Below are 21,174 nucleotides of genomic sequence, written 5' to 3'. Positions count from 1 at the left end.
AGATGCCACCACCTTTTGAAGTACAAATTGTTACAGATCCAAGGGTTCTTCCTGATTCTCCTCTTAGAGGATTAAATGAAAGACCTCTAAAATTCCTCCTCAAAAAATTTGGAGAGCTATGTCAAAAAAACGATCTTCCCAAAGCCTATCTGATATCTTCACCCGAAGCGGGTTATGGTAAAACCTATCTTATTGGAAGATTATTTCAAGAGCTTAAAGGCAAAGCAACGCTCATTTATTTTTATGCGTTTATTGATTCTAGTCGGTTTTGGATAAATATCTTCGATAGGATTCTTACCGAGCTTACTCAGCCTGAAGAATTTATAGATATAGATAGGAGAAATAACCGATCCTATACTCAGTTTGAGATTTATACTAGTCGCATTATCGGCAATCTTTTGGCGGATCTTATAACTTCTAAATTGATTGAACCACAGGAGCTTATTCATCAGGGGCTTGTAAGAGGAGTTGTCAATGAGTTGGATGTTGTAGAAGCCTTAAGAAAGGCACCTAATCAAAAGGCTGATTTTTCAAATCCTTCCGAAAAATGGATTCAATGGATGCAAGCATCTTATTGGGATTCTTTAGCTCAATGTTGCGAAAATGCTTTATACAGAAGAGGTATCAATATTGGAGAGCTACGTGACCTTATCCCTCTGTTTTGGATTTTTTTCTGGTATTCCGCCAACCCTGATCTGCGCCACAGGGAGACGTGTATAGAATGGCTAAGAGGAGCCACTTTAGAGGAAGAAGATGTAAGAAATATTGGTCTTCCAATTAACTACAATGAACCTATGGATTTGCCTATTGACACTCGAAATGATTTGTGCCGGAAGCGAGTTTATCAATTTTGCAACCTAGCCTCTTTTGCGCGTCCTTTTGTTTTCTGTTTTGATCAAACTGAGCGTTACGGAGAGGATAAGTCCTTATGTCAGAAGTTTGGATCTGTGATTGGTTCTCTTGTGAATGAATGCAAGAATCATCTAATTATTCTTACAACAAATTTCCATGCTTGGGAGCAGAATAGAAATTATATCCAAAAAGCAGATCTAGAAAGGATTGCCTATGAAAAACAGTTAGAGTTAGAAGGTTTGAATATAGAACAAGCCAGAGAACTTATCGAGCAAAGGATCAAGAGATATCCTATTGAAGAAAGCAAAGTTAGAAAGCTTCTTGAAAAATTGCCCTCGTTTTTTTCTACCCAATCAAAAGTAGGAATTAGAAAGTTTCTTCAATGGGCTGAGAGAGAATTTGAGCAAATAGAAGAAACAAATGAATTAAGAGAAGGAGACGAGGAATTAGAAAAGATTTTTAATGAAGAAAAGAAAAAGACTCTTTCTGGCCAGGTTCTATTTCAACCTGATCTCTTTCTCGAAGCAATTCAGGTAGCACTTATTGGAAAAAAAGAATCCATCCAGCAGATAAAACACGATTACTATTCGCTTTGTTGGGAACATGATGGGGATCAGACTACAGTTTATTTTGGCTGTGAAAAAAGTGATAATTGGAAACGTTGGGGCGCAATCGCTAAGAAGACACTTGAACTATCTGCTTCTTTTCAAGCCAAAAGCAGACGGTTTTTAGGTATATTTCCTAGATCCCATGAACTAAAGACAATTCCTGGGAAAAATTGGAAGGAGACTAAAGAAAAAGAAACAATCGATCAAGCCAAAAACTCTGGTTTATTACGCATAGAAGCTCTTGATAAGGAAAAAACGGCTGATTTCTATGCTCTGGCTATACTTTATCGCAATGCTATTTCTAGAGATATCAACTATTCGAAAGAAAAAATAGAAGAATTTGCCTCAAAGAAGCTTGCTTCATGGATTGATCCATTAATTTCACTATTACCTCAACTCCCCCCTCTTCCTATTACTTCTACTGCTCCTACTGGATCAGAGATTACTGTAACACAACCAGACTCTAGCAACGAGAATGATCCATATAGAATTTACAGAGAGAAGTTGAATGAATTTTTCTCTAAGAATAACATCGATGCTAACGTTCGTGATTATAAAATTGCTCCGCAATTTGTTCGGTTTCTTGTTGAAAAAGATGTAAGGGTAAGAATAACGAATATCGTGGCTAGAAAGAAAGACATCCAGTTACATCTTGGACTAGATGTTCCTCCCTTTATCGATGCGTATAGAAATTATGTAAAGATCGATGTAGCCATCCCTCAAATAGATTGCGTAGTTCCTTGGAAGAAAGCATTAAGACATCTTAAAGGAAATCTTTCATTTCCAATTGGTAAAACGATTGACTTAGAACAGTCCGAATGGGTTATCGGTGATTTTATGGATAGCAATTTTGCTCATCTATTAGTAGCTGGAACCACAGGGAGTGGCAAGAGTCAATTTTTGAAATCACTTATTGGAGCCATCCTTTATAAATTTCCAAAAAAAGCTAGAGTCTTTTTGATTGATTTTAAAGGGACTGATTTTTTTCCCCTAGAAAGCATAAAGAGCCATAAGGAAGCTGAGGATTTTTTGAAGAAGGCAGTTGAGGAAATGAATTCTCGGAATGAAAGATTAAATAAAGAAATGCTTAATGACCTTAATAGCCTGTATAAGACAGGGAAAGGAGACATTCCATATTGGATTATTGTGATTGATGAGTATGCAGATATGATCTCTGGACTAAGAGGCAATAGGAGAAGAGAGTTTGAAAGTTATATTCAGCGAATTGCTCAGAAGGGAAGAAGTGCTGGAATTCATCTTATCATTTCTACTCAAAGTCCAAGGAAAGAAATCGTTTCAGGACTAATCAAACAATGTCTGCCTGGAAAAATCTCTTTTAGAGTAACTGATGATACGGAGTCTTTATTGATCCTTGATAGAGGCGGAGCGGAGCAGCTCAGGGGGAAAGGAGATCTGCTTTGTAATTTTCAACACGGCAGATTTTTAAGAGCGCAATCTGCTTTTATTACCGATAAAGAATGGAAAAAAGTTGTTTTACAAGCCGTTAGATAATAAGTGAAATCCTTCTAGGAAAGAGGAGCAAAGGCTTAATAATTTTTCTCTCTGCTTAGTGTCTGTTGCCTTCTAAGAGTGTTATTCTTCCTTTTATAGAGTTCCTTTTTTATTTTTTCGTAATGGAGGTAGTTGTCTTTTCATCATTTGTTGATCATTTACATTTTAATCGGATGGATTCTTTGGGCTTAGTATATCTGCTTTGCCTTTTACACATAAAAACTTCTCTAATTTTCTGGAATTCAAGATAATATTTATTAAAAGAAGCTAAAGCCAGAATTAAGCAACAAGCGGCTATTGCTTCTTCGAAGTTAGAGAGGATAATGCACCGAATAAAGCCTGATGAAATATTCTTGACTGCTTTTGAAGGGTTCCCCAATAGCCCTTTACCTGTTCTTCATTATCAAGGAGTATTAAAGGAATATGAAAGAAAGCCTTCTGCCGTTGAAGAGCTTTTCTATTTGCATCATTGGCAAGGGTCTTGGGTAAATGGAATTTACTCTTTTGATCATTTTCATTCGACCACACATGAAGTGCTTGCGGTAGTAAGTGGACAAGCTAAGGTTAGATTGGGAGGACCTAGAGGCAAAGGGATAGAATTAAGTGTAGGCGACGTAGTGGTGATTCCTGCTGGAGTAGCGCATGCTCGGATTTGGGCTAGTTTGGGCTTTCTTGTGGTTGGAGCTTATCCAGAGGGTCGGTCATGGGATCTGCGTCGAGGGGATCCAAAAGAACTGCCTATTGTTTTGGAGAATTTAGCTCGAGTAGCTCTTCCTAAGACTGATCCTGTTTATGGTGCAGATGGCCCTCTGGTTGAAATTTGGAAGCGCGTTCATTAAAGAAACAGAGATAAAGAATAAATATTATAATTTCTTCTGTTATTTCAAAGGTATGAATTTAAGAAACTAGAGAGGGAGAATCGTCTGTTTCTTCTAATTCAAAGATTATTTCTTCGAGAAAAACTTTTTTAATCCCCTCTGGGAATTGCCAATGCGTCTCAACCCAATATTTTGCGGTCTGGTCCAAAAGGGTGTAACCTGAAGATTTGACGATTGTTGAAGAAATCACTTTTCCATTATGCACGGTAATTCGAAGGACTACTTTACCTTGCATATGATTTAACCTAGCCAATAAAGGATAGGGAGGGACTGGAAGATGGTAGGAGACTGGACCATGGATGCCTTTGAGCTCTTTGGTATTCGAAAAATTAATGGGATCAGCTAGCCTATCCCTTTCTTCTTTCTTACTCTTTTTAGGAGAAAAGTTAGTATATTTTCCAAGATTTTTTGATAGTGGTGTTGAAGAAGGATGTGTGATGTTTTCATCCGTTTTTATTGGTGTAATGGATTGGGGTGGATCTTGTTGTTTTGTCTTTTCATCAAAAAGGGGTGAGGAAGCCGGAGGGGGTTGAGCAACAAGAGTAATGGCAATCTCATCTTCCTTTTTTAATAGTCCTTGTTGCACGATTGTATCTTTTTTTTCTTGTGAAAATCTGCAATGAAGCAGAAGCCAATGAGCAACAAATGCAAGGATGAGACAAAATAAGAAAGTATAGTTTTTGTTGCCAGAAGAGAGTGTTTCTTGCGAAGGGCTTTGTTGAAAGAGTATCGTCTTCATGCTTAAAACATGAATCAAGAAGGTCTTGCCGGAACCTATATAAAGGCCTTTTAGCTGTTAAAAGATGGTCAAAAAATCTGGTAGCTAAAATGAACAAAGACCAGGAAAGGGATTATGGGAAGGTTTTAGTGGGATTAGAAAATTAGGTCAAAAAATGATAAATATGGGAGAATACAGGATTGAGGATAAGTGGGATTGAAAAAGATGAGGATTGATCAACAAAGGAGGTTGGCTCTGCATTTTTCTTTATAGAAAATGTTGATCAATCCGATTCTGGCTTACGGTAGATAAGAATGAGAGTTTGGAATTCATCTAAGAGCCTCTGAACTATCCTCTTTTTGATCTAAAAGAGTTTGCAAAAAAAAGCTTTCCTATCTGCAACTATTCAATTTCATAATGTCTGAGCTCTAATCTCTAAAGATAAGCTCGTATTTGCAAAGATTCTTAAGAAAACAAACAATTTTGATTCCCCCAGTGAGCGATCTTTTTCAAAGTCAAAAGGAGTTATGTTTGGAGCTGATTTTTCATTAGCTTGTAATACATAGATATGCTGTGTTGATAGAAAGGGTTCTCACAATCTATACCTGAACAAGGAGAACCAATAAGGACAATTGGAGTAGCTGAGGGGGTGAAAAAGAATGATTGGACAACAGGCAAATGAATATCGGCAGGCTGAAGGGATTCTAGAGGCTTTAGAATGGTGTTGATTAAATTGAGAGCTTTAGTTTGAATTTTAGTTAAAAGAGATGAAATTAGGCGGCCATAGTTGTTTCCAAGCTCTTTGATCCCTAGTTGTGAAAGAAAAAAATCTATATGAGGCATAGACTTTAAACTGTTTTTCTCTAAAGGGTTGAGAAGATCTGATGGTGTTGGATTATTGATGTCAGATAGAAGCTCGAATGTGAATGGAAGCTGGGGAACCCAATCCAGTGAATTGGTAATGCGAAAAGCCAATCCTTTGTTGCTGAACAGGTGGTCAAAGTCATAGGCATAAAAATCATTGCCAGGCTTGGGCTGGGCGAAAACATAGCTTTTGTAATTGTGGGATGGATTGGTAGGCTGATAGTGCAAATAAGATCGAATGAGGGTTGCAACGGCTGCTCCTTGACTATGTCCGGTGATATAAATTGGGGAGCCAGAAGGAACATTCCTTTTTAATTGATTCACTAGGCCTTTTTCTGGATGAAGAAGAAGGAGGAGGGCACCAATAGCAAATCCTGCATGAACAGAAGCTTGAGGATGAGGAGCAAATTTATAAGCAATGCATTGATGCTTATAATTAAGTTGGGCATCTGATTTAATCAAAAAAGAAAGAAGATCCTCTAGAATACTCCCAAAACTTAGAATGGTCCCACGAATAACAATGGCATAAGTATCTGTGGATAGCTTTTTCCATAATTTCCATCTTTCATTGAATGGAGAAAATTCTAATGAATCAAAAATCAATTGCCAGTCTGACAGATTATTAGGGATAGGAATCTCTTCAATCTCAGCGCATAAAGATGCAAGCCCTAAAGCTTCTACAAGATCAAATCCCTCCTTAAAAGCCATAAATGATAGTCTGTTGGAAACGGAACAATCTCTGCCTAGAAAAAAAGAATGTCAATTTTTTTTAGGATCCAAATGAGTATTGTTGAAAGTAGTATTTAATAAAATGCTGGAAGAGAAGTTATGAATAGTTATTGCTATTACGATGCCAATCTAGTTATAAATAGGCATCGCAAACCTATATTCGCCGAAGAAGTTTGGCGCGTTGATCGATCGAAGCCTAAACAGGCAGTAGAGAAAGAGGGCGGGAGGGGAGGCATCCGCCAAACAGTCTCTGGTAAACCGCTTGTATTACCATCATGAGCACTATCTAGGGGAGCGGTAAAAAGGCGACGAGAACGCTGCACAAGGGAGTGATTTCTCGTCTGTTTCTTTGGCTTGGACCGTTTTGTGGCAAGCCTCTTGTGAACGTGGGAAGTGGGACAAGCTTGTGGTAGAATACTACGCAGAAAAGCGATTTTGCTTTCTGGATATTCTACTCTCTGCAGCGAATAGCATCTGTGTTAGGAAAAAGAAAGATGCCCACTTCTAAATTTCACATCACAAAAGAGAGGAAGCTGCCATCTTTTTTAGGTAGCGAAAGACTTGCAATGGGCAATAGAAAAGCTGTCAAGAGTAACGCTGCGTCAGTCGATTGTATGCGAGGAATGGAGCTACCGGGCTTTTGAAGAGAAGGGAAGGCAGTATATCCCACATACGAGCATTGAAAGTGACAAAGGGATGGTCATTGTTTTGTCAAGATAACTTAAATATTCAGGGCATGTTTGCATTGTTTTAAAGGAAAAGGAGGCTGCAATTCCCTATGCAGCGACACTACAAATTTCGAAGCGATCATATGGAAAAGCGATCTGGATAGAAGCTTGACTTTCTGAAGTTTTTGCAGATGACCGCGGAAAGAAATATAGGTAAGAGATTGGGGAGTTGCTCTCTAAGCTTTCTAAATATCATAAGGAGGAGGGGAAGAAACGGCATCATCTTCAGCTGATTAGTAAGCATACGGGAAAGACAGCTAAAGCAAGACGCATCCGCAAGCACAAAATTGGAGGAAAAAACGACAGCTTCGTGTGCGCAAGGGGCAGGTGGAAATCGAGCGGCAACTAAATACACGCCTAAGCCCTCTTCTTACATTACGAAAAGCTTCAGAACTTGTTTCTTGAGGATCTACCTATATATGGAAACGCTCCAAGTAGAGAGCATTCCAGGGGCATCCTACCAATGCCCAGCTATGCGCTTCAAGAGCGAATCGAATTTCTTGGGTCGGCGAGAGGTTCTTGTCGAGAGATAATCAACCTAGCCTATTGCTTTCTGGCTTTGTCTGCGGTGTGGGTATGTCCATCTGAAGCATCGTACTGGAGCCAAGTTTGCGTACTAGCCTGGCGGGCATATGAGCTATGCGGGTAGAGTGGGCGCATACAACCTCAAAAAAAGGATCGGAGATTGTGAGATTATTGTCGTGGACCCGCTGAAACGGCTGTATGTGATTATACTGGGGAGGTTTACTCGTAATAGTGGGTAACTGCCTGCTGGGAATCCCAAGGTGGGAGACTGTTCTAGGGAGGACGACTCTTGGCAGCGGGGAGGTGACATCTTTGATTGTTAAGATGACACACTAATTCTAACCTTCTCCCCCCTAGAGAACGAAATGATCTTGGCAATCCCGGGATATCCCTATCCAAAACTAATGCGAAAAGAATGAACTTGGCGCAGGCGTAAGCAAGTCCCTGAGTATATTTTTAGGAACAGTTCAACCATTCGTCATTGTTTATGTCAGTTTTCATTCGAAGAGAAAATCCTTTTGGAACGACTATCCTTCCTTTTAAGACCACTCCTTATTGGTGGGAAACCGTTGAGCCACTAAAAGTAGAGAATAAAGAGATTCCTACCCAAATTGATGTAGCGATCATTGGCAGTGGTTATACGGGCCTCTGGGCCTCGATCATTTTAAAAGAAAAGGGTCTCAATGTTCATGTTTTTGAAGCCAAAGAACTTGGATATGGAGCTTCTACACGCAATGCAGGGTTTGTAGGCTCTGGATACAAATTAGGAGTAAGCAAGCTCTTTAAGATTTATGGTAAAGACAAGGCTGTGGAACTGTACAATATTTCTTTGAAGGCAAGAAAGGATATTGAAGAAACGATCCGAAAAGAAAACATTGATTGTGGCTTCGTTGTACCAGGTCACCTTGTAGCCGCATGGAAGCCAAGGCATCTTGCTAACCTAGAAAGGACAGCGGAACTGTTGGAGAAGTACTTTTCTCTGAAAACTAGACTGTTGGACAAAGCTTCCCTATCGGCTTGTATGGAGACGGACCTCTATCATGGTGGACTTTTTTTAGCTGATGGAGCCCTTCTTAACCCTGCCCACTATTATCAGGGTGTACTCACATTAGCGATTAACAAAGGAGTCAATTTTCATCTGCAAACTGAGGTACAACAGATAGAACAGAAAAGGGGAAAATTTGAAGTAACTCTTTCTGGAAAAAAAAGAACCCTGGCTAGCGAGGTGCTTATTGCCACCAATGGGTATACAAGTTCTTCTTTTCCTGAAATACAAAGACGGATCATTCCTCTACCGAGCACAATTGTGTTGACTGAACCTATAGATCAGCATCTATTAGAACGACTGATCCACACAAAATCCGCTGTCTATGATACGAAAAACTTTCTTTATTACTTCCGATTTTTAGATGATGGAAAGCTACTTTTTGGCGGAAGAACCCATTTAAGCTTTGGTAGTTCAATCACAGAGGCTGCAAAGGAACTTCTCCGGTCCATCTATATGGTATTTCCAGCGCTTAAAGAAATTAAGATTAGGAACGTTTGGGAAGGAAAAGTCTGCTTTACTCTTGATCAGTTGCCTCATTATGGCAGATTAACAAACGGGATCCATTATTGCCTTGGCTATTGTGGTCATGGGGTTGCCTTAGCAAGCTATCTAGGCAAACTTACTGCCTATTATCTTTTAAACGATCCCAGAGGGCAAAGCTCATTGTTAACTCTTCCTTTTAAGAAAGGGTTTTTTTACAAGACTCCTCCATGGTCCCTTCCGTTGATAGGGCTGTGGTACAGATTAAAAGACGCTCTTTTTTGACTGTTGTGAAAATGCCCTTTGCTCAAGCGGCTATTGCAAAAGAGTAATGTTAAAAGTTTATGCCCAATAAAATTGTTTCTTATGTTTTCTTTATTTATTCTTTTTGTTTCCTTAAGGAAAGGGTTATGCATGGAAGTCGAAGTGATAGGAGAGAGGTCAATCCGAAACAGAAAAAGCTTAGATCTAGTTCATAAGAAATTGAAAGTCTTTACAAGGCAGGGAATGCGAGACTAAAACAGTGGGAAGAAGCCAAATATAAATAGGAACTGGTTAAAAAGAAAAAAACATAAGAAAGTATCGCCTCTTTAGTTAAAAAAACTGGCAAATGAAAGGTGTGTTAAAAAAAAATTGGAAAACAGAGTAGAATCTTTTGAAAATTAAAACTGGAATTAATATTCTACAGCTCAAGTGATTAACCAATATGATTTGGATTAGACTAAAAGGTAATTTTTTAAAGAAAATTGAGGATGGAGTTCTAACTTAATTAACTTATGGATCTCTTAAGGAAAAATTGTTTTCCTCTGCTGTTTTATTGTTGAATTAAATACAATGAAGAAACGAGGGTTAAAATGGAAAGAAAGATTTTTGCTTTTTCCCAATTTTTTTTTTCAATATTCGCTCTTACTTTATTTGCCCAGCGAGCCTCAAATCAGCTGTCTCAAAGCACAGACTTGCCTCTCTTTTATAGTGTAAAAAAGCCAGTGGAACTCATTTATCCTAAACAACTTTCTATCAACAAACAGAAAACTTGGACTCTCGAAGAGGTCATTCAGAGAGCCTTAGATGCGAATCCTGAAGTAGTATCTGCTCGTAAAGCGATAGAACAACAAGAAGGGATCAAGATGCAGTTTAAGGCTAAGCTCTATCCCCATGGTGGATTGGTCTACCGAGCACAAAGGGAGCAAAGCTCTTTGTTGATGTTTCTGCCTACTATCGAGACTTATCCCTTAACAAGGACTAGTTGGCTAGGAGCTGTACAAATTAAGCAAACCATTCTTAATGTGGAGTCAGTCAAACTGGCTCGTCAACAAAAGGAGCTAGTTGAAAAAGCGATTTGGCAAGCCATGGACGTGGCGCTAAAAACTACCGCTCAGGTAAAGGAGGCATTTTATTTAACCCTCTTTCGCCAGGAAGTGGTAGGTATCCGAGAAGAACTAACGGAAGCAAGTAAAGCGATTGCCGATTATACCATGAAAATGTACAAGGCAGGGGAGTTTCCTCAGTATCAAGCGTTGAGTGCCCAAGCAGAATATTCAACTGCGCAAGGGGATCTAGCTCAAGCTAGATACCAATATGTGAAGGCCAGAGAGCAGTTGCGGATGATTCTGAACTTGCCTAGTGGATTAGAGAACGATCCATTGTATCTTTCTGGAGAAAGTCAGATTGTTCCTTTTGATGTTCCTTATGATGAGGCTTTAAAAATAGCCCTACAAAAAAGGACAGATCTCAATGCAGCGCTACACGGCCTTTATGCAGCTCACGCAGCTGTTGCTGCAGCCCAGGCAAGTTATTATCCTAATCTTGATGCTCTACTCCAGTACGAAAACATCAGCAATGTGTACATTCTTTATCCAAAATGGGGCTGGACAGCTGGAGTCCAAGGGCAATGGAATTTTTTTGATATTATGGAAAACAATGGGAAAATAAAGGCACAAAAGGCCTTGGAAGATATTGCGCAGGTAAAAGTGACACAGCTTAAAGTGGATATTCCTGCAGAGTTAAGAGAACTGTATCAACAGCTGAAAAGATCGAAAGAGTCTTTTGCTTTTCAAGAAAATGCGGTCAATGATGCGGAAAAAGGTTTTTATCAAGCAAGAAGATTATTTGAAAGCGGGGAAACAAACTGGGTTCAGGCTGTACTTGCTAGGCAAGCCTTGCTGAAAGCAAAAATTGGGTATGCGGAAGCTAAATATATTTACAATGCTGCGCTTGCAAGATTAGAATATGCCGTTGGCGGACAATTGCCTAGGGACTAAGGATAATGAGTTTACCCCTATAGAGATTAATTCTTTATAATCCAATTCATTAATAACTGGTTGTGTATTAATCCATAAAATTCTATTTGTTCCAATTTATGTGTCCGGCAATGCCAGAGAGATACTTTTCCCAAGAAGAATATTAAGATTTTCAAAAGGAATGTGTTGTGTATGGGATAGACAAATAGCAAATTAGGTATTTAGATTTCTGAAAAAATATCTTTTATAAGGGATCCGTTTAAAATAATGTTCAAGATCAATGATTGATTAATTTCCATAGCAAGCTTTCTTGAAACAAAAAATTGCTCTATTTACTAATAACAAAACAATCTTTTACTAATAAGTTTTATGTTTGGATAAAGCAGAAAGTCTAAATTTTAAAGAAAAGAAGAGTATTAAGAGCTTATTATCATTCATTTTCTTTGGTTATTTCTTTATAACGCACTAGAGAATCTTGATTGGACTAGCAAAAGAATATTTTCTTGAACGGAGCTGTTTTTTAAAAACATACTTTATCTATAATTTATCATTTTATCTTATATTTGAGTAATATGAAATAGTTACAAAAATAGAGAAAAAGAAGACCAGCAGTCGTCATTGAATTTTTTAATGTTATCCTTTAAGCAAAGAGATTGTTGAAAAAAGGGGCTTTTAGAAGAAGTTTTTAAAAGAGACAGGGTAAGAATATTATTTTTTATCTCTAAGCAAACAAGGATTATTTTAAGTAAATATTTTCTTAAAATAGTGTTTTTAGAAACTCTTCAGGCTAGAGGCAATGGGATCTTTCCACTTATTTTTAAACTAATAAATAAGAATATAAAATATTTCTTGCATTTAAGTATTTATAGTTATATTTATAAAAAACTAATTTATAGGAGGTATAATGAAAGTTGAACTACCTTTAACATGGAAAAAATCGACACATCAGCCTCACTTATATGCCATTATTGATTCTCAAGGAAAATGGATTGCTGATGTACCTGATGAACAAACAGCTACTGTCATTGTTTCTTCTCTAACTGAAACCATGAAGAAAAGACTCGAGGATGGGGAACAAAAGACTGATGCCATTGAAAAACCAAAAAAAGGAGGCACTACAAAGTCCTTCCAGCAATACAATAGGCTAAAAAAATAACTAAAATTTTTTAAGTCATTCTTTGGAGTTTGAGAGAAACAAAACTCTTTGGCTAAAAAAGGCTTGAGCTTATTTAGCTATTTTCTGTTAAAAGAGAAAATGTTTCTAAGAAAATCTTTTTTTTTAACCAGAGTAAAAATAGTTTTTCAGCTCAATTGAGATAGCGATTTTATAACTAGAGATCTTATTTGGATTTTCTTGCAAGCATTATAATGGAATATAATTTTTGAAACAACTTAATTCTCTTTGGATTATTATGAGTTAGTTTTCAGCTTGTTAGATATTCTTGAATCTATTTATTTACAAGAGACAGAACCGTTTGCTCGTTTTCAACTTAGATTGATTGGATCTTTTCTTTTTATAAGGCAATGTCTTTTATGATTCGATGACTTTCGCTTAAAAATATACTGAGTTTCCAAGACCTTCCTTGCCTTGAGCTCAAACAAGTCAACATTCATGTGGGCCTAATATGTTTGGGAAAATTAACCTGATTCAGGTACTTAAGTTTTTAGTCTATGCTCTTAGCCCCCCTCCAATTGGAGTGGGGGTGCAGTAAGCTACTCTTAACTATGGAGGAATGGATGAGCTTAGTTGGAAGGGAAGTGACGATCTCTTTCTTTTAGCATTGAGATAGAAATTAAATGTTTTAGGGAGGATTTGGGAAGATGGGTTCGTTATGAACATGGTTTTTTGGTTAAGGGAAGTTTTTCAACCTATAGCGTAGAAGTAAGGGAGGAGTATCTATACCGATTGGAAGGAGAAAAGAAAGAGCTCATATTTAAAGTAAAAAAACAAGGAACCCTTGAATCCTTTATCATTGCTCCTGATAAATCTATTGCCCTTACTCCTCAGAGACCTCTTTTAGTCTCAACATTTTCCAAGGGATAAATCTTTTCTAGAAGTCTTTGGTATTAATGAGATTGAAGAAACAATTTTGAAGGAACAATCGAAATCAGTTGTGCAATGGCGCTTTTATCGACTTATTCCTGCTGTTATGAGACAACCCTATGTTGGTCCCCATTTCCTTTTTTTTCTTTTTGAGAATGGTCAGAATTTTTCAAGCTGGTTGCCTTTTATGCTAAAGAATAACCAATTCTATAATCGGGTTAAACAACTCATTATCGATCTTCTTCCTCATATCAAAGACATACAACCTGATCCAACTGATTATGGGCCCCTACCGTTATCAGTATCTGAAAATAATCTATAGCGAGCCCGAATTCCACCCTATCAACTTTCTGATGGTTGCTCATTTGTCTAGCTTTTCTTGCTCTTATTTTGACCCCAAACGAACTGGGAGCTTGTCTTTTTTGTATAGAAGAGCCTGAAAATTTTCTTCACCCTTATCTTATAGAGGGTCTTGTCGAAGTCTATTTACAACGCCAATGAGAGCTTGGACCACAAGCAGCGAACTACTGATTACTACGCATTCTCAGCATCTGATTAATACAGTTAATATTGAAGACCTTCTAATTACATCCAGAAAGAAAGGTGCTTCATACATAAGCCCTCCAAAAACGAAGGCAGAAGATCAAAAAGTCCTTTCCTGGAAGAAACTAGGTCTGGACGAACTCTTTTATTCAGGAACGCTAGAAAAGGAAGATTAGTGGGCTGTATAGGAATCCTTGTAGACGGGAGAAATATGATAAAGAAGTCATTAGAGTTTTGGTTAAGAGGAAATATACAAACTATAAACCAAAAATCCTTATAGCCCCTCAACGCGACTACCGCAAAATAATAAATTTAATGGAATCAGATAACGGTGTTGTGGATGGATTTATCAGGGTTACTGACACTGATGACCAGAAAGTTCTAGAGCAATTAAAAATCGCATGGAAAATGAAGTGAGAAAAGATAGGGAAAGAATTACACGACCTGTTCAATGTGTGGTTGTAGTACCTATGTTAGAAGCTTGACTTCTAGCTGATCCTATTGCTCTTGAAAAAGTATTAAGTATTAGTGTTCAGGAAATTCACAACTCTGAAAAACACCTAAATCCTAAAGAGAAACTGAAACGCCTGTTTTCCAAAGCCAAGCGATCCTATACGGAAGCGGTAGCTGGAACAATAGCTAAAGAATTGGATATGGCTAGGCTAATAAAAAATGTCCAAGTTTCACTCAGTTTATGAGCGCTTTGTCAAGGCTAGTCAAAAAGCCCAAAATTAAGAATTAAAAGAAAAACCCTGGTCCTATTCCCATGTACCATCCACTGCTTGGAATAAAGTCTTCAGGCCAAAGATAGATAAATTTGGCATAGACAAGGAGTTGTTTTTCTTTTCCTTTTTGTAAGCTACCAACCTTTCCGTAAACTGTAATAAATCGGCCTTGGGCATAAATTTCTGGATCTAGAAAATCCTTAGTGACTACTGAAAACCTTTTTTTATTTTTGGTTGAATATTTAGGTCTTCCTGAACTGCCAAGTTTTCTATGTTCTATAAGAAGTTCTGTACGATCTTCTAAGGGTGTATTTTCTATAATTACTCCTCCTAACAGCACCAAATGATTTTTAAAGGATTCAGGATTTTTTAGTAGCAACTCAAAAGAAGGCTGGTTTTTAGCTTCCTTTCGTATTTCTTTAGGAATCGGAGAAGCAGAGGCAACCAATGCATAAAAGAAGATCCCCAAAAAGAAAAAACGAGCTATCTTATTTACTGATTTCATCCTTTCATCAGACGAATTTTCAAATCCTTTATCCCTGGAGAGAAAAATGAAAACCTAATTTAATATGTAAGTACACCAATTAAGATTATAAGTTGTTGTGCAAATAGGGAGGGGGAAGAGCCAAGGGGGGGCTTTTGATGGAGGAGGCATAAAAAGGATGGCTAAAACAAACTATTTCCAGCTTTCAATGACTATTTGCCTTGATTTTTGATAGGGATATTTCTGAATGAGCTCTTTGATTGGTAACTTTTCGTCTCCTTCGCGCATGAAGTGCAGGAGCACAACGGAAGCCCAGTAATCATTTTCATACTCGGTGCCTACAAGCTGAACGGGCACTCCTTTTGCATTGACTGTGTGACAAGCAGAACAGCTGACAGGCCCTGCATACCGACCATCGGGTGAATACTGGAGGGCTTGCTTATGCGTGGTAAGATCCACGGTGTTTTCTTCGCCTTCGGCTCTGACTGGATAAAGCCCATGGATCGACTCGTGACAGGACTGACAAGCAATTTTACCGTGAGCCTTCGAAAACCGGTAAAGCGAGTATTTACGAGGCTGATCGACAGGAAAATATTTTCCTCCCATGCTTTCTACGAAGGGAGCGGCATGGCAGCTTGCACATTTCGGTTCAGCGGGCGCAAGCCACCAATCGCTCCCCCCGGATGCCTTTTCATAAGGTACAGGCACGCCTTCTTTGGCGTTCCAGGCCAACAACTTTAAGTTGCCTTTGCTGTCCTTTGTAGCCTTTACTAGAGTGGCTCCTTGATGATTATGGAAAAACTCGTAAAGTGGATTATTTCCGTCTTTTATTCTAGGATCAGCCATATCAGCAAACCGCCTAGTATCTCCATCAGCTAGAACTTTTATGATTTCATCGATACTTTTATTCCTTAATGTTTTGCCTTCCTGGCTGACTCCATTATCCAGATCGTCATACTTATAGAGTTCATGAGAAAGTTGGTTATGACAATTCGTACAAGTAAGGCCTCTGAGCTCTGAGATCGGCTGATCGTTTTCATCTCTAGTACTGACGTTTTCCAAATACCACTTTCCAACAGAATTCAAGAAGAACGGTGGTTTGACAGCAGGGTTAGTATGGGCATCCCTTCTTAAATAGCAACCTCCTCCAGCAGTCCTTTGGTCAGCATTCGCGTATTTGTTGTTCCCGTTAGAATCGATGATCTGATAAGGATTCGTATCAAAATTATTCAGGTTTGGATTAGTCCAGTGAGTAGGATGGCAGGCCTGACAGCTAACGGTTCTACCTGCTTTATCGTTCATATCAGCCAGAAAGTTAGCATGTACTGCATGAATGGATTCGGTTAGAGGTCTTGCTTTGACAGCTTTATATCCGGTAGTTCCGGGCCTTGGTTCCTGAAGATTTCCAGAAACGTTATCACCATGACAGTCAGCACAGTTTACGGATCCAACCGATCCGAGCCGGTTCGAGGAGGCATTCGGGTTATAGTCTTTTAAGAAATTGGTTTTAAACATCTTATCGTGGAGTTCGAGCAGATTTATAGAAGAGGCTGACAGTCTTGCCATGTAATCGGATTCATCGGGATAATTTTTTTTCCAGTACTCGTATTCTTTTTCAAATAGGACAAAGCCGGCTTGTCTAGAAAGCTTTGCTGCCTTGCCTTCTCCAGAATGGCACATGACACAGTTGGGGATATCGACAGGATTTGTCCCAAAAAATTCCACTTTTTTCCCTTCGATTATTATTGGCTTACCGGTATCATCATGCAATTGCACGGTAGAATATTGATAAGGTTGAAAATCTTTATCCGTGATCGTTCGAATAGTTCCTTTCCTTACCGAGTCATTAAAAGCGGTCAGCGGCAAGCCAAGAGCATCCCAAATATTCGAAGCAGTCAGTTTAATGGCAATATTTTTCACTTCTGGGATCATCGAATCGGTAAAAACGATATTTCCACCGGTATCAGGGGCATACTCAAGATATCCTCCCGCAAGGGGCTTCCCGGAAGGACCTGCATCGATTGGCACCATGATGTCCTTTCCTATACGGATCCGCTTTTTAATCGACCAGTCTTTGGGTAGGGTGCCTTCTAAATCTTTATAGATAAAAAGGTGTTCCCAGACATAATTAGCCATATTGTCTCCTGGGTCAGCAAGGCTGCCGTTGCCATTGACATCTTTTAAAACGGACCAGTACCTCATTTTGTTGCCTTCCGAATAGCTGTTGTCTTTGAGATAGTAATAGAGCTTGACTTTATCTTCTGGGGTTAGCAGTTTCGGAGTAGAGCCATTGAGCCCTGAGGCTACGGCTTGAGCCTGAATCGAGTTATAAGGGGGAATGACACAGCAGTAGGAAATATCAAAACCAACACAATGCATTCCAAGCTCATAGTTGATGAAAATGTTGTAGGGATTTTTAGGTTGATAGCCTTTGATGATTTTTTGAGTGAGGGGATCTTTGACTTCCACAGGCTTAAGTTGCTCCAATCCAAAAGGCGGGTTTGGATCATAATCGGCTGCCTGAAGAAGCGACGCTGCCAAAAAGAAGATAACACGGAGAACGGGTAGTAAACCTTTTATAATTTCTTTCTGAAGTCTATGCATGGCTATCTTTCCCAGTAGAAATCAAATGAGTGAATATGATATCACATATTATATCGTCTATATCAGGTAATGATGAATATTTTAAAGAAAAAAATGTGAAGAGGAGGGGAATTTTTATGGGAAAAATATTAGGGAAAATGCTTAGTCGACTTCAGGCTATAAAACCAACATAAAAACCTTTATTTTAGAAAACCTGAGGATTTGCTTGGGGGTGAGAGAATCATCTGGTTGTACTCTACGCTGCTGAGCAGAAAAAGTTATGCCTTCCGTATTTATCCCTTACACTTTTGGGGAAAGGCTTTCGGTGTTTGCTTAAAAATTCAGCTTAAAAGTCTCTCTCTTTTTTTTTATCCTCCTTCATGGACTGTTGGCTAAATAGTTTTGGTTAGGGCTTTCTGTAAGTGCTTGGCTGCTTTCATGCGAATGATTTGAAGATACTTTGATAGTCTATAGCCTAGAGAGGAGTTGCACAGAATCTTTCTTGAGAAGTGTTATGGAGCAAAAAGCCAGCAAGAATCGGCTAAATGCTAGAAAGTGGGCAGTGTTTGGAATTTTTTCCCCAATGATATCCTGCGCTATTTTAATGACTTCGTTTCTCCATGGTCTCTTTGATTAAGGCATACCATATAAGTTGTTGCAAAGGGCATTTAGCACCGTTCACCATTCTTTTTGCCCTCTTAAAAGCAATCACTTTGGTCCCTTCCCACCTGCTCAGTGCCTCATGACGATACGGCAACCATGGCATGAAAAGCCAGCGCCAAAACTAAACAACCAAAATTCCTTTTCTATTGGCTGGGATTCAATTCCTTTTTGAAAGGCGAACATAACCGAAGGACTACTCATATTGCCAAAAGCTCTAAGAACTGCCTCACTCTCTTCGAATTTTCCACAAGGCAAGGCTTTTCTTAATTCGATCAATACCTCTTTTCCTCCCGGATGAGCAATGAGCCTTTTCAAATCAGTTTGAGAATGCTTTTCAAATCTTTTATAAAGTTCCCATACTGCTTCAGTAGCAAGCACAGGCACTGTTCGATGAAGTTTATTGCGGAGTTTTCCAAAAGCGTTTTCGAATCTCAGCTTTTCTCGATTTTTTGGAATATGCAACGATAAAAAATCTTTGCAATGCCATCCTAAACCCTTTTTCGTATGGTGCCATAGGGTGGTATTGACCCCATCGGCAAAAATACAAAGGCTAACCAGACATCCTGGATCATCGTCCACATAGAAAGCGGTAGAGGAAAGTTCTATGGCAATGGCAGCAGCATAGCAATCTGGGTTTTCTTTTAGAAAACCTTTGACCGAATACAGCATAGGTAGTGCTGCTCCGCAGCCATGGCCTACGATATCGATCAAGAAACTATCGGATCGCATCCCTACTTTTTCAGCAATGTGACTGGAAAGACCTGGACAAAGATAACCCGTGCACGTACAAACAAAAAGGGCGTCCAGTTCTGTGGCCTTGAGTCCAGATTGATCCAGCACAGCTTTGAGGGATTTAGCAGCCAGAACCGGAGCCAATTTTTCAAAGGCCTTGTTTAAAGCTTCTGCTGACATCTCAAAGACTGACTCGATAGGGTCAACAGCAAAATATCGGCGTTCAATCCAGCTATCTCCAAGTAGAATTCTTTTTACTAAATCCAAAGAAGCCTCTTTTAGGGTTTTAGCTGCTATAGACTGGCTAAAGATTTCCCAGCATTCAGATTGCGTATAACCATGCTCTGGAACCATGGAGCAGATGGATTGAAGTATCATAGTCTCTTTATGCATAAAATATAGTTTAGAATCGGACAGGAGACTAAACGAATTCTTGGATTTTCCCTGTATTAGTAGTTGGTAGTTTGACTAAGACTCCATGGACCTTGTCAGGGTATAAAGAAAGGAAACGATAGGCTTTTTGATCAAGACCGTTTGGAGAGGAGATTTTTTAAAAAGGAGGGGATGCAAGCAAAGGCCAAGGGTTATTCGAAGGGCAAAGGTCTTTTTCAGTTTATGGTGGATTTGCCTTAGAGTTTCTGTCCAACTTTTGGAGCCTTGGGCGTAAGCTATGAGATCATCGAGGGCCAAAGCAGCCGATTCCATAGCCATGGCCATACCGTTACCTAGGAAAGGTGGAAGCACGCCAAAGGCATCCCCAAGGGCTACCATAGGTTCAGACTTTGTGTGTTGGAATCCGAGAGAAAAAGAAGGAATGGCTACAAAACTCTTTTCCATAAAGTTAGCTTCTTCTAAGTAATGGTAAGGCTTTGCAAGCTGCGATGTTTTAAGAAAAAACGCAAGGAGTTCTTTTTTAGACGTAACCGAAAATTTCTTCTTTTTGAATAGCCCACAAAGGTTAACGGTGCTATGATCAATCTTGCAAAGTCCAACGTAACCGTCTTTAGCTGCATACATTTCCAGGTCATGTTTTAATTCAATCCCTTGGAGATGCACTTTAAGCCCGATCCATGGTCCACCAATCCGCTTTTTACCGGTAGCCAAGACAACAGCTTCTTGACAGAGGGTAGGATCGCACTGGGTTTTTGTATACAGGCTGCCCCCGTGATCCACGAAAAGTTGTGCAAACTCGGTATCTAAACGTTCTCGAGCAGTTAAATACACAGGCAAAGTGAAGTGAAGAAGGGTTGGTTGACTATCTCCTATCGATAGACTGGCCGATGAAGCGAGCGGAAAGCGATCGAGGATAGGCCTGATTCCTAATTGCTGAATTACCTTTTGAGGCAGTCCAGAAAGGAATTCCCCGCAGACTTTCTTAAGCGGATAATCGTTTCTCTCGTACACAGCAACTGGGATCTTGTAGCGACGCAGCCCTATGCCTAAAGCTAAGCCAGCTAGTCCTCCGCCAATGATCGTAATCGGTTTCATTTTTTTGTGGCTTCTAACCGGTAAGCTCCCAAGAGGGTTACATCGATCTTATATTGCCACTGTTCGGAACTAAGATTTAAAAGCTCTGGCAGTTCCAATCCCATAAACCCACTTTTGATGCTTAGCCAGCCGTCATGAAAGGTTATTTGATTGAGTCCGGCCAATCTGAGCAAGAACAGTTCGAAGAGAGAAAGAGGAGAGCGGAGTGGTTCAATACAAAAAAGGTAAAGAGGGGAAAGCTGTACGATCCAATTCCCAATTATAGCCAGTTGGGCAGACGAAAAATGATGCAGAACCATATTGGCTAGTATGCCTTGGTAGCATCCTGAGGCAAAGGTGCCAGAGTCGATCAGAACAAAAAGATCGGTTTGAATCCACGGCCAATGAACAGGCCAGTGTTGTGGCCTAGGAACCCTATCTATTCCCGTTAGCAACAGATTTTTTTGTAACAATGGGTCGGCATAAAGGAACCTTCCCATAGACCCATCGCCAGCGCCTATTTCTATAAAATGTACTGTCCCCTGTGTAGAGACTACCTGCCGAAGCCTTTTTTTAAACCATACAAAATTTCCCATTATATAGTTAATTTTCTTTAATCCTTCTCTTCCCTTTTTAGCCAGATAAGAATCATAAGCCAACTCATCCAGGTATTCCTTTTCTTCGAGTTTTCTTTGCATGAAGGCCCTCCTATCTTTTTTCCCCCAAGATAGGGCTTGCCAACCTTCTTGAA

At 39.3% G+C, this 21,174-nt stretch carries 18 protein-coding genes; 10 read left to right on the top strand and 8 right to left on the bottom strand.

The features are described 5' to 3' along the window. Window positions 1-2 precede the first annotated feature (2 nt). A complete protein-coding gene (locus QOL44_RS08720) occupies window positions 3-2,972 on the top strand; it encodes an FtsK/SpoIIIE domain-containing protein (protein WP_009059318.1) in 2,970 nt (989 codons plus the stop codon). Window positions 2,973-3,295: 323 nt separating this feature from the next. Beyond that, complete coding sequence (locus tag QOL44_RS08715; protein WP_009059316.1) at window positions 3,296-3,811, top strand: cupin domain-containing protein; 516 nt, start codon at window positions 3,296-3,298, stop codon at window positions 3,809-3,811. Between the two features lie 58 nt (window positions 3,812-3,869). Here QOL44_RS08715 and QOL44_RS08710 read toward each other — a convergent pair whose 3' ends face one another. Together QOL44_RS08710 and QOL44_RS08705 are read right to left on the bottom strand one after the other, a co-directional pair. Further along, the gene (locus QOL44_RS08710; RefSeq protein WP_009059314.1) at window positions 3,870-4,589 is read right to left on the bottom strand and encodes an energy transducer TonB; all 720 of its coding nucleotides are present in this window, start codon (window positions 4,587-4,589) and stop codon (window positions 3,870-3,872) included. A gap of 504 nt (window positions 4,590-5,093) precedes the next feature. Further along, the gene (locus tag QOL44_RS08705; RefSeq protein ID WP_009059312.1) at window positions 5,094-6,140 is read right to left on the bottom strand and encodes a lipase family protein; all 1,047 of its coding nucleotides are present in this window, start codon (window positions 6,138-6,140) and stop codon (window positions 5,094-5,096) included. Between the two features lie 120 nt (window positions 6,141-6,260). Here QOL44_RS08705 and QOL44_RS08700 point away from each other — a divergent pair, with 120 nt between their 5' ends. The 3 genes from QOL44_RS08700 (at window position 6,261) to QOL44_RS08690 (ending at window position 11,203) form a co-directional block, all read left to right on the top strand. Beyond that, on the top strand, window positions 6,261-6,440 hold the full coding sequence (locus QOL44_RS08700; RefSeq protein WP_048814668.1) for a hypothetical protein: 180 nt from the start codon (window positions 6,261-6,263) through the stop codon (window positions 6,438-6,440). A gap of 1,461 nt (window positions 6,441-7,901) precedes the next feature. Then, window positions 7,902-9,227, top strand: a complete 1,326-nt coding sequence (locus tag QOL44_RS08695; RefSeq protein ID WP_009059307.1) for an NAD(P)/FAD-dependent oxidoreductase — start codon at window positions 7,902-7,904, stop codon at window positions 9,225-9,227. 569 nt (window positions 9,228-9,796) lie between these two features. Continuing rightward, window positions 9,797-11,203, top strand: coding sequence for a TolC family protein (locus tag QOL44_RS08690; RefSeq protein WP_009059304.1), 1,407 nt, complete (start codon window positions 9,797-9,799; stop codon window positions 11,201-11,203). A 96-nt stretch (window positions 11,204-11,299) separates the two neighbouring features. Here the strand turns inward: QOL44_RS08690 and QOL44_RS11345 are convergent, their stop codons facing one another. Further along, on the bottom strand, window positions 11,300-11,389 hold the full coding sequence (locus QOL44_RS11345; RefSeq protein WP_134372864.1) for an arylamine N-acetyltransferase: 90 nt from the start codon (window positions 11,387-11,389) through the stop codon (window positions 11,300-11,302). Window positions 11,390-12,086: 697 nt separating this feature from the next. On the opposite strand from QOL44_RS11345, the gene QOL44_RS08685 reads away from it, so the two are divergent. The 5 genes from QOL44_RS08685 to QOL44_RS08670 all read left to right on the top strand — a co-directional run bounded on the left by QOL44_RS08685 (window position 12,087) and on the right by QOL44_RS08670 (window position 13,945). Beyond that, window positions 12,087-12,338 carry a hypothetical protein gene (locus QOL44_RS08685; protein ID WP_009059300.1) on the top strand — a complete coding sequence of 84 codons (252 nt, stop codon included), beginning with the start codon at window positions 12,087-12,089 and terminating at the stop codon, window positions 12,336-12,338. Window positions 12,339-12,995: 657 nt separating this feature from the next. Further along, window positions 12,996-13,226 carry a hypothetical protein gene (locus QOL44_RS08680; protein WP_009059298.1) on the top strand — a complete coding sequence of 77 codons (231 nt, stop codon included), beginning with the start codon at window positions 12,996-12,998 and terminating at the stop codon, window positions 13,224-13,226. 70 nt (window positions 13,227-13,296) lie between these two features. Next, a complete protein-coding gene (locus QOL44_RS08675) occupies window positions 13,297-13,548 on the top strand; it encodes an AAA family ATPase (protein WP_009059295.1) in 252 nt (83 codons plus the stop codon). A gap of 35 nt (window positions 13,549-13,583) precedes the next feature. Further along, entirely contained in the window at window positions 13,584-13,727 is a 144-nt protein-coding gene (locus QOL44_RS11340) for an AAA family ATPase (RefSeq protein WP_009059293.1), read from the top strand. After that, entirely contained in the window at window positions 13,724-13,945 is a 222-nt protein-coding gene (locus tag QOL44_RS08670) for a hypothetical protein (RefSeq protein WP_009059291.1), read from the top strand. Before QOL44_RS11340 ends, QOL44_RS08670 begins: the two co-directional genes overlap by 4 nt. Before the next feature lie 562 nt (window positions 13,946-14,507). Here QOL44_RS08670 and QOL44_RS08665 read toward each other — a convergent pair. From QOL44_RS08665 to QOL44_RS08645, 5 genes are all read right to left on the bottom strand, one after another. After that, the gene (locus QOL44_RS08665) at window positions 14,508-14,999 is read right to left on the bottom strand and encodes a Slp family lipoprotein (RefSeq protein WP_009059287.1); all 492 of its coding nucleotides are present in this window, start codon (window positions 14,997-14,999) and stop codon (window positions 14,508-14,510) included. A 171-nt stretch (window positions 15,000-15,170) separates the two neighbouring features. Continuing rightward, window positions 15,171-17,582, bottom strand: a complete 2,412-nt coding sequence (locus QOL44_RS08660) for a hypothetical protein (RefSeq protein WP_009059285.1) — start codon at window positions 17,580-17,582, stop codon at window positions 15,171-15,173. A 711-nt stretch (window positions 17,583-18,293) separates the two neighbouring features. Then, complete coding sequence (locus QOL44_RS08655; RefSeq protein WP_045086515.1) at window positions 18,294-19,334, bottom strand: beta-ketoacyl-[acyl-carrier-protein] synthase family protein; 1,041 nt, start codon at window positions 19,332-19,334, stop codon at window positions 18,294-18,296. A 90-nt stretch (window positions 19,335-19,424) separates the two neighbouring features. Further along, on the bottom strand, window positions 19,425-20,444 hold the full coding sequence (locus tag QOL44_RS08650; protein WP_009059281.1) for an NAD(P)/FAD-dependent oxidoreductase: 1,020 nt from the start codon (window positions 20,442-20,444) through the stop codon (window positions 19,425-19,427). Continuing rightward, on the bottom strand, window positions 20,441-21,121 hold the full coding sequence (locus QOL44_RS08645; RefSeq protein WP_009059280.1) for a class I SAM-dependent methyltransferase: 681 nt from the start codon (window positions 21,119-21,121) through the stop codon (window positions 20,441-20,443). The genes QOL44_RS08650 and QOL44_RS08645 overlap by 4 nt, the downstream gene beginning before the upstream one ends. Between the last annotated feature and the right edge of the window lie 53 nt (window positions 21,122-21,174).

This window comes from Candidatus Methylacidiphilum fumarolicum (assembly GCF_949774925.1).
GTDB classification, from domain to species: domain Bacteria; phylum Verrucomicrobiota; class Verrucomicrobiia; order Methylacidiphilales; family Methylacidiphilaceae; genus Methylacidiphilum; species Methylacidiphilum fumarolicum.
This window is presented reverse-complemented; position numbering and strand designations above follow the sequence as displayed.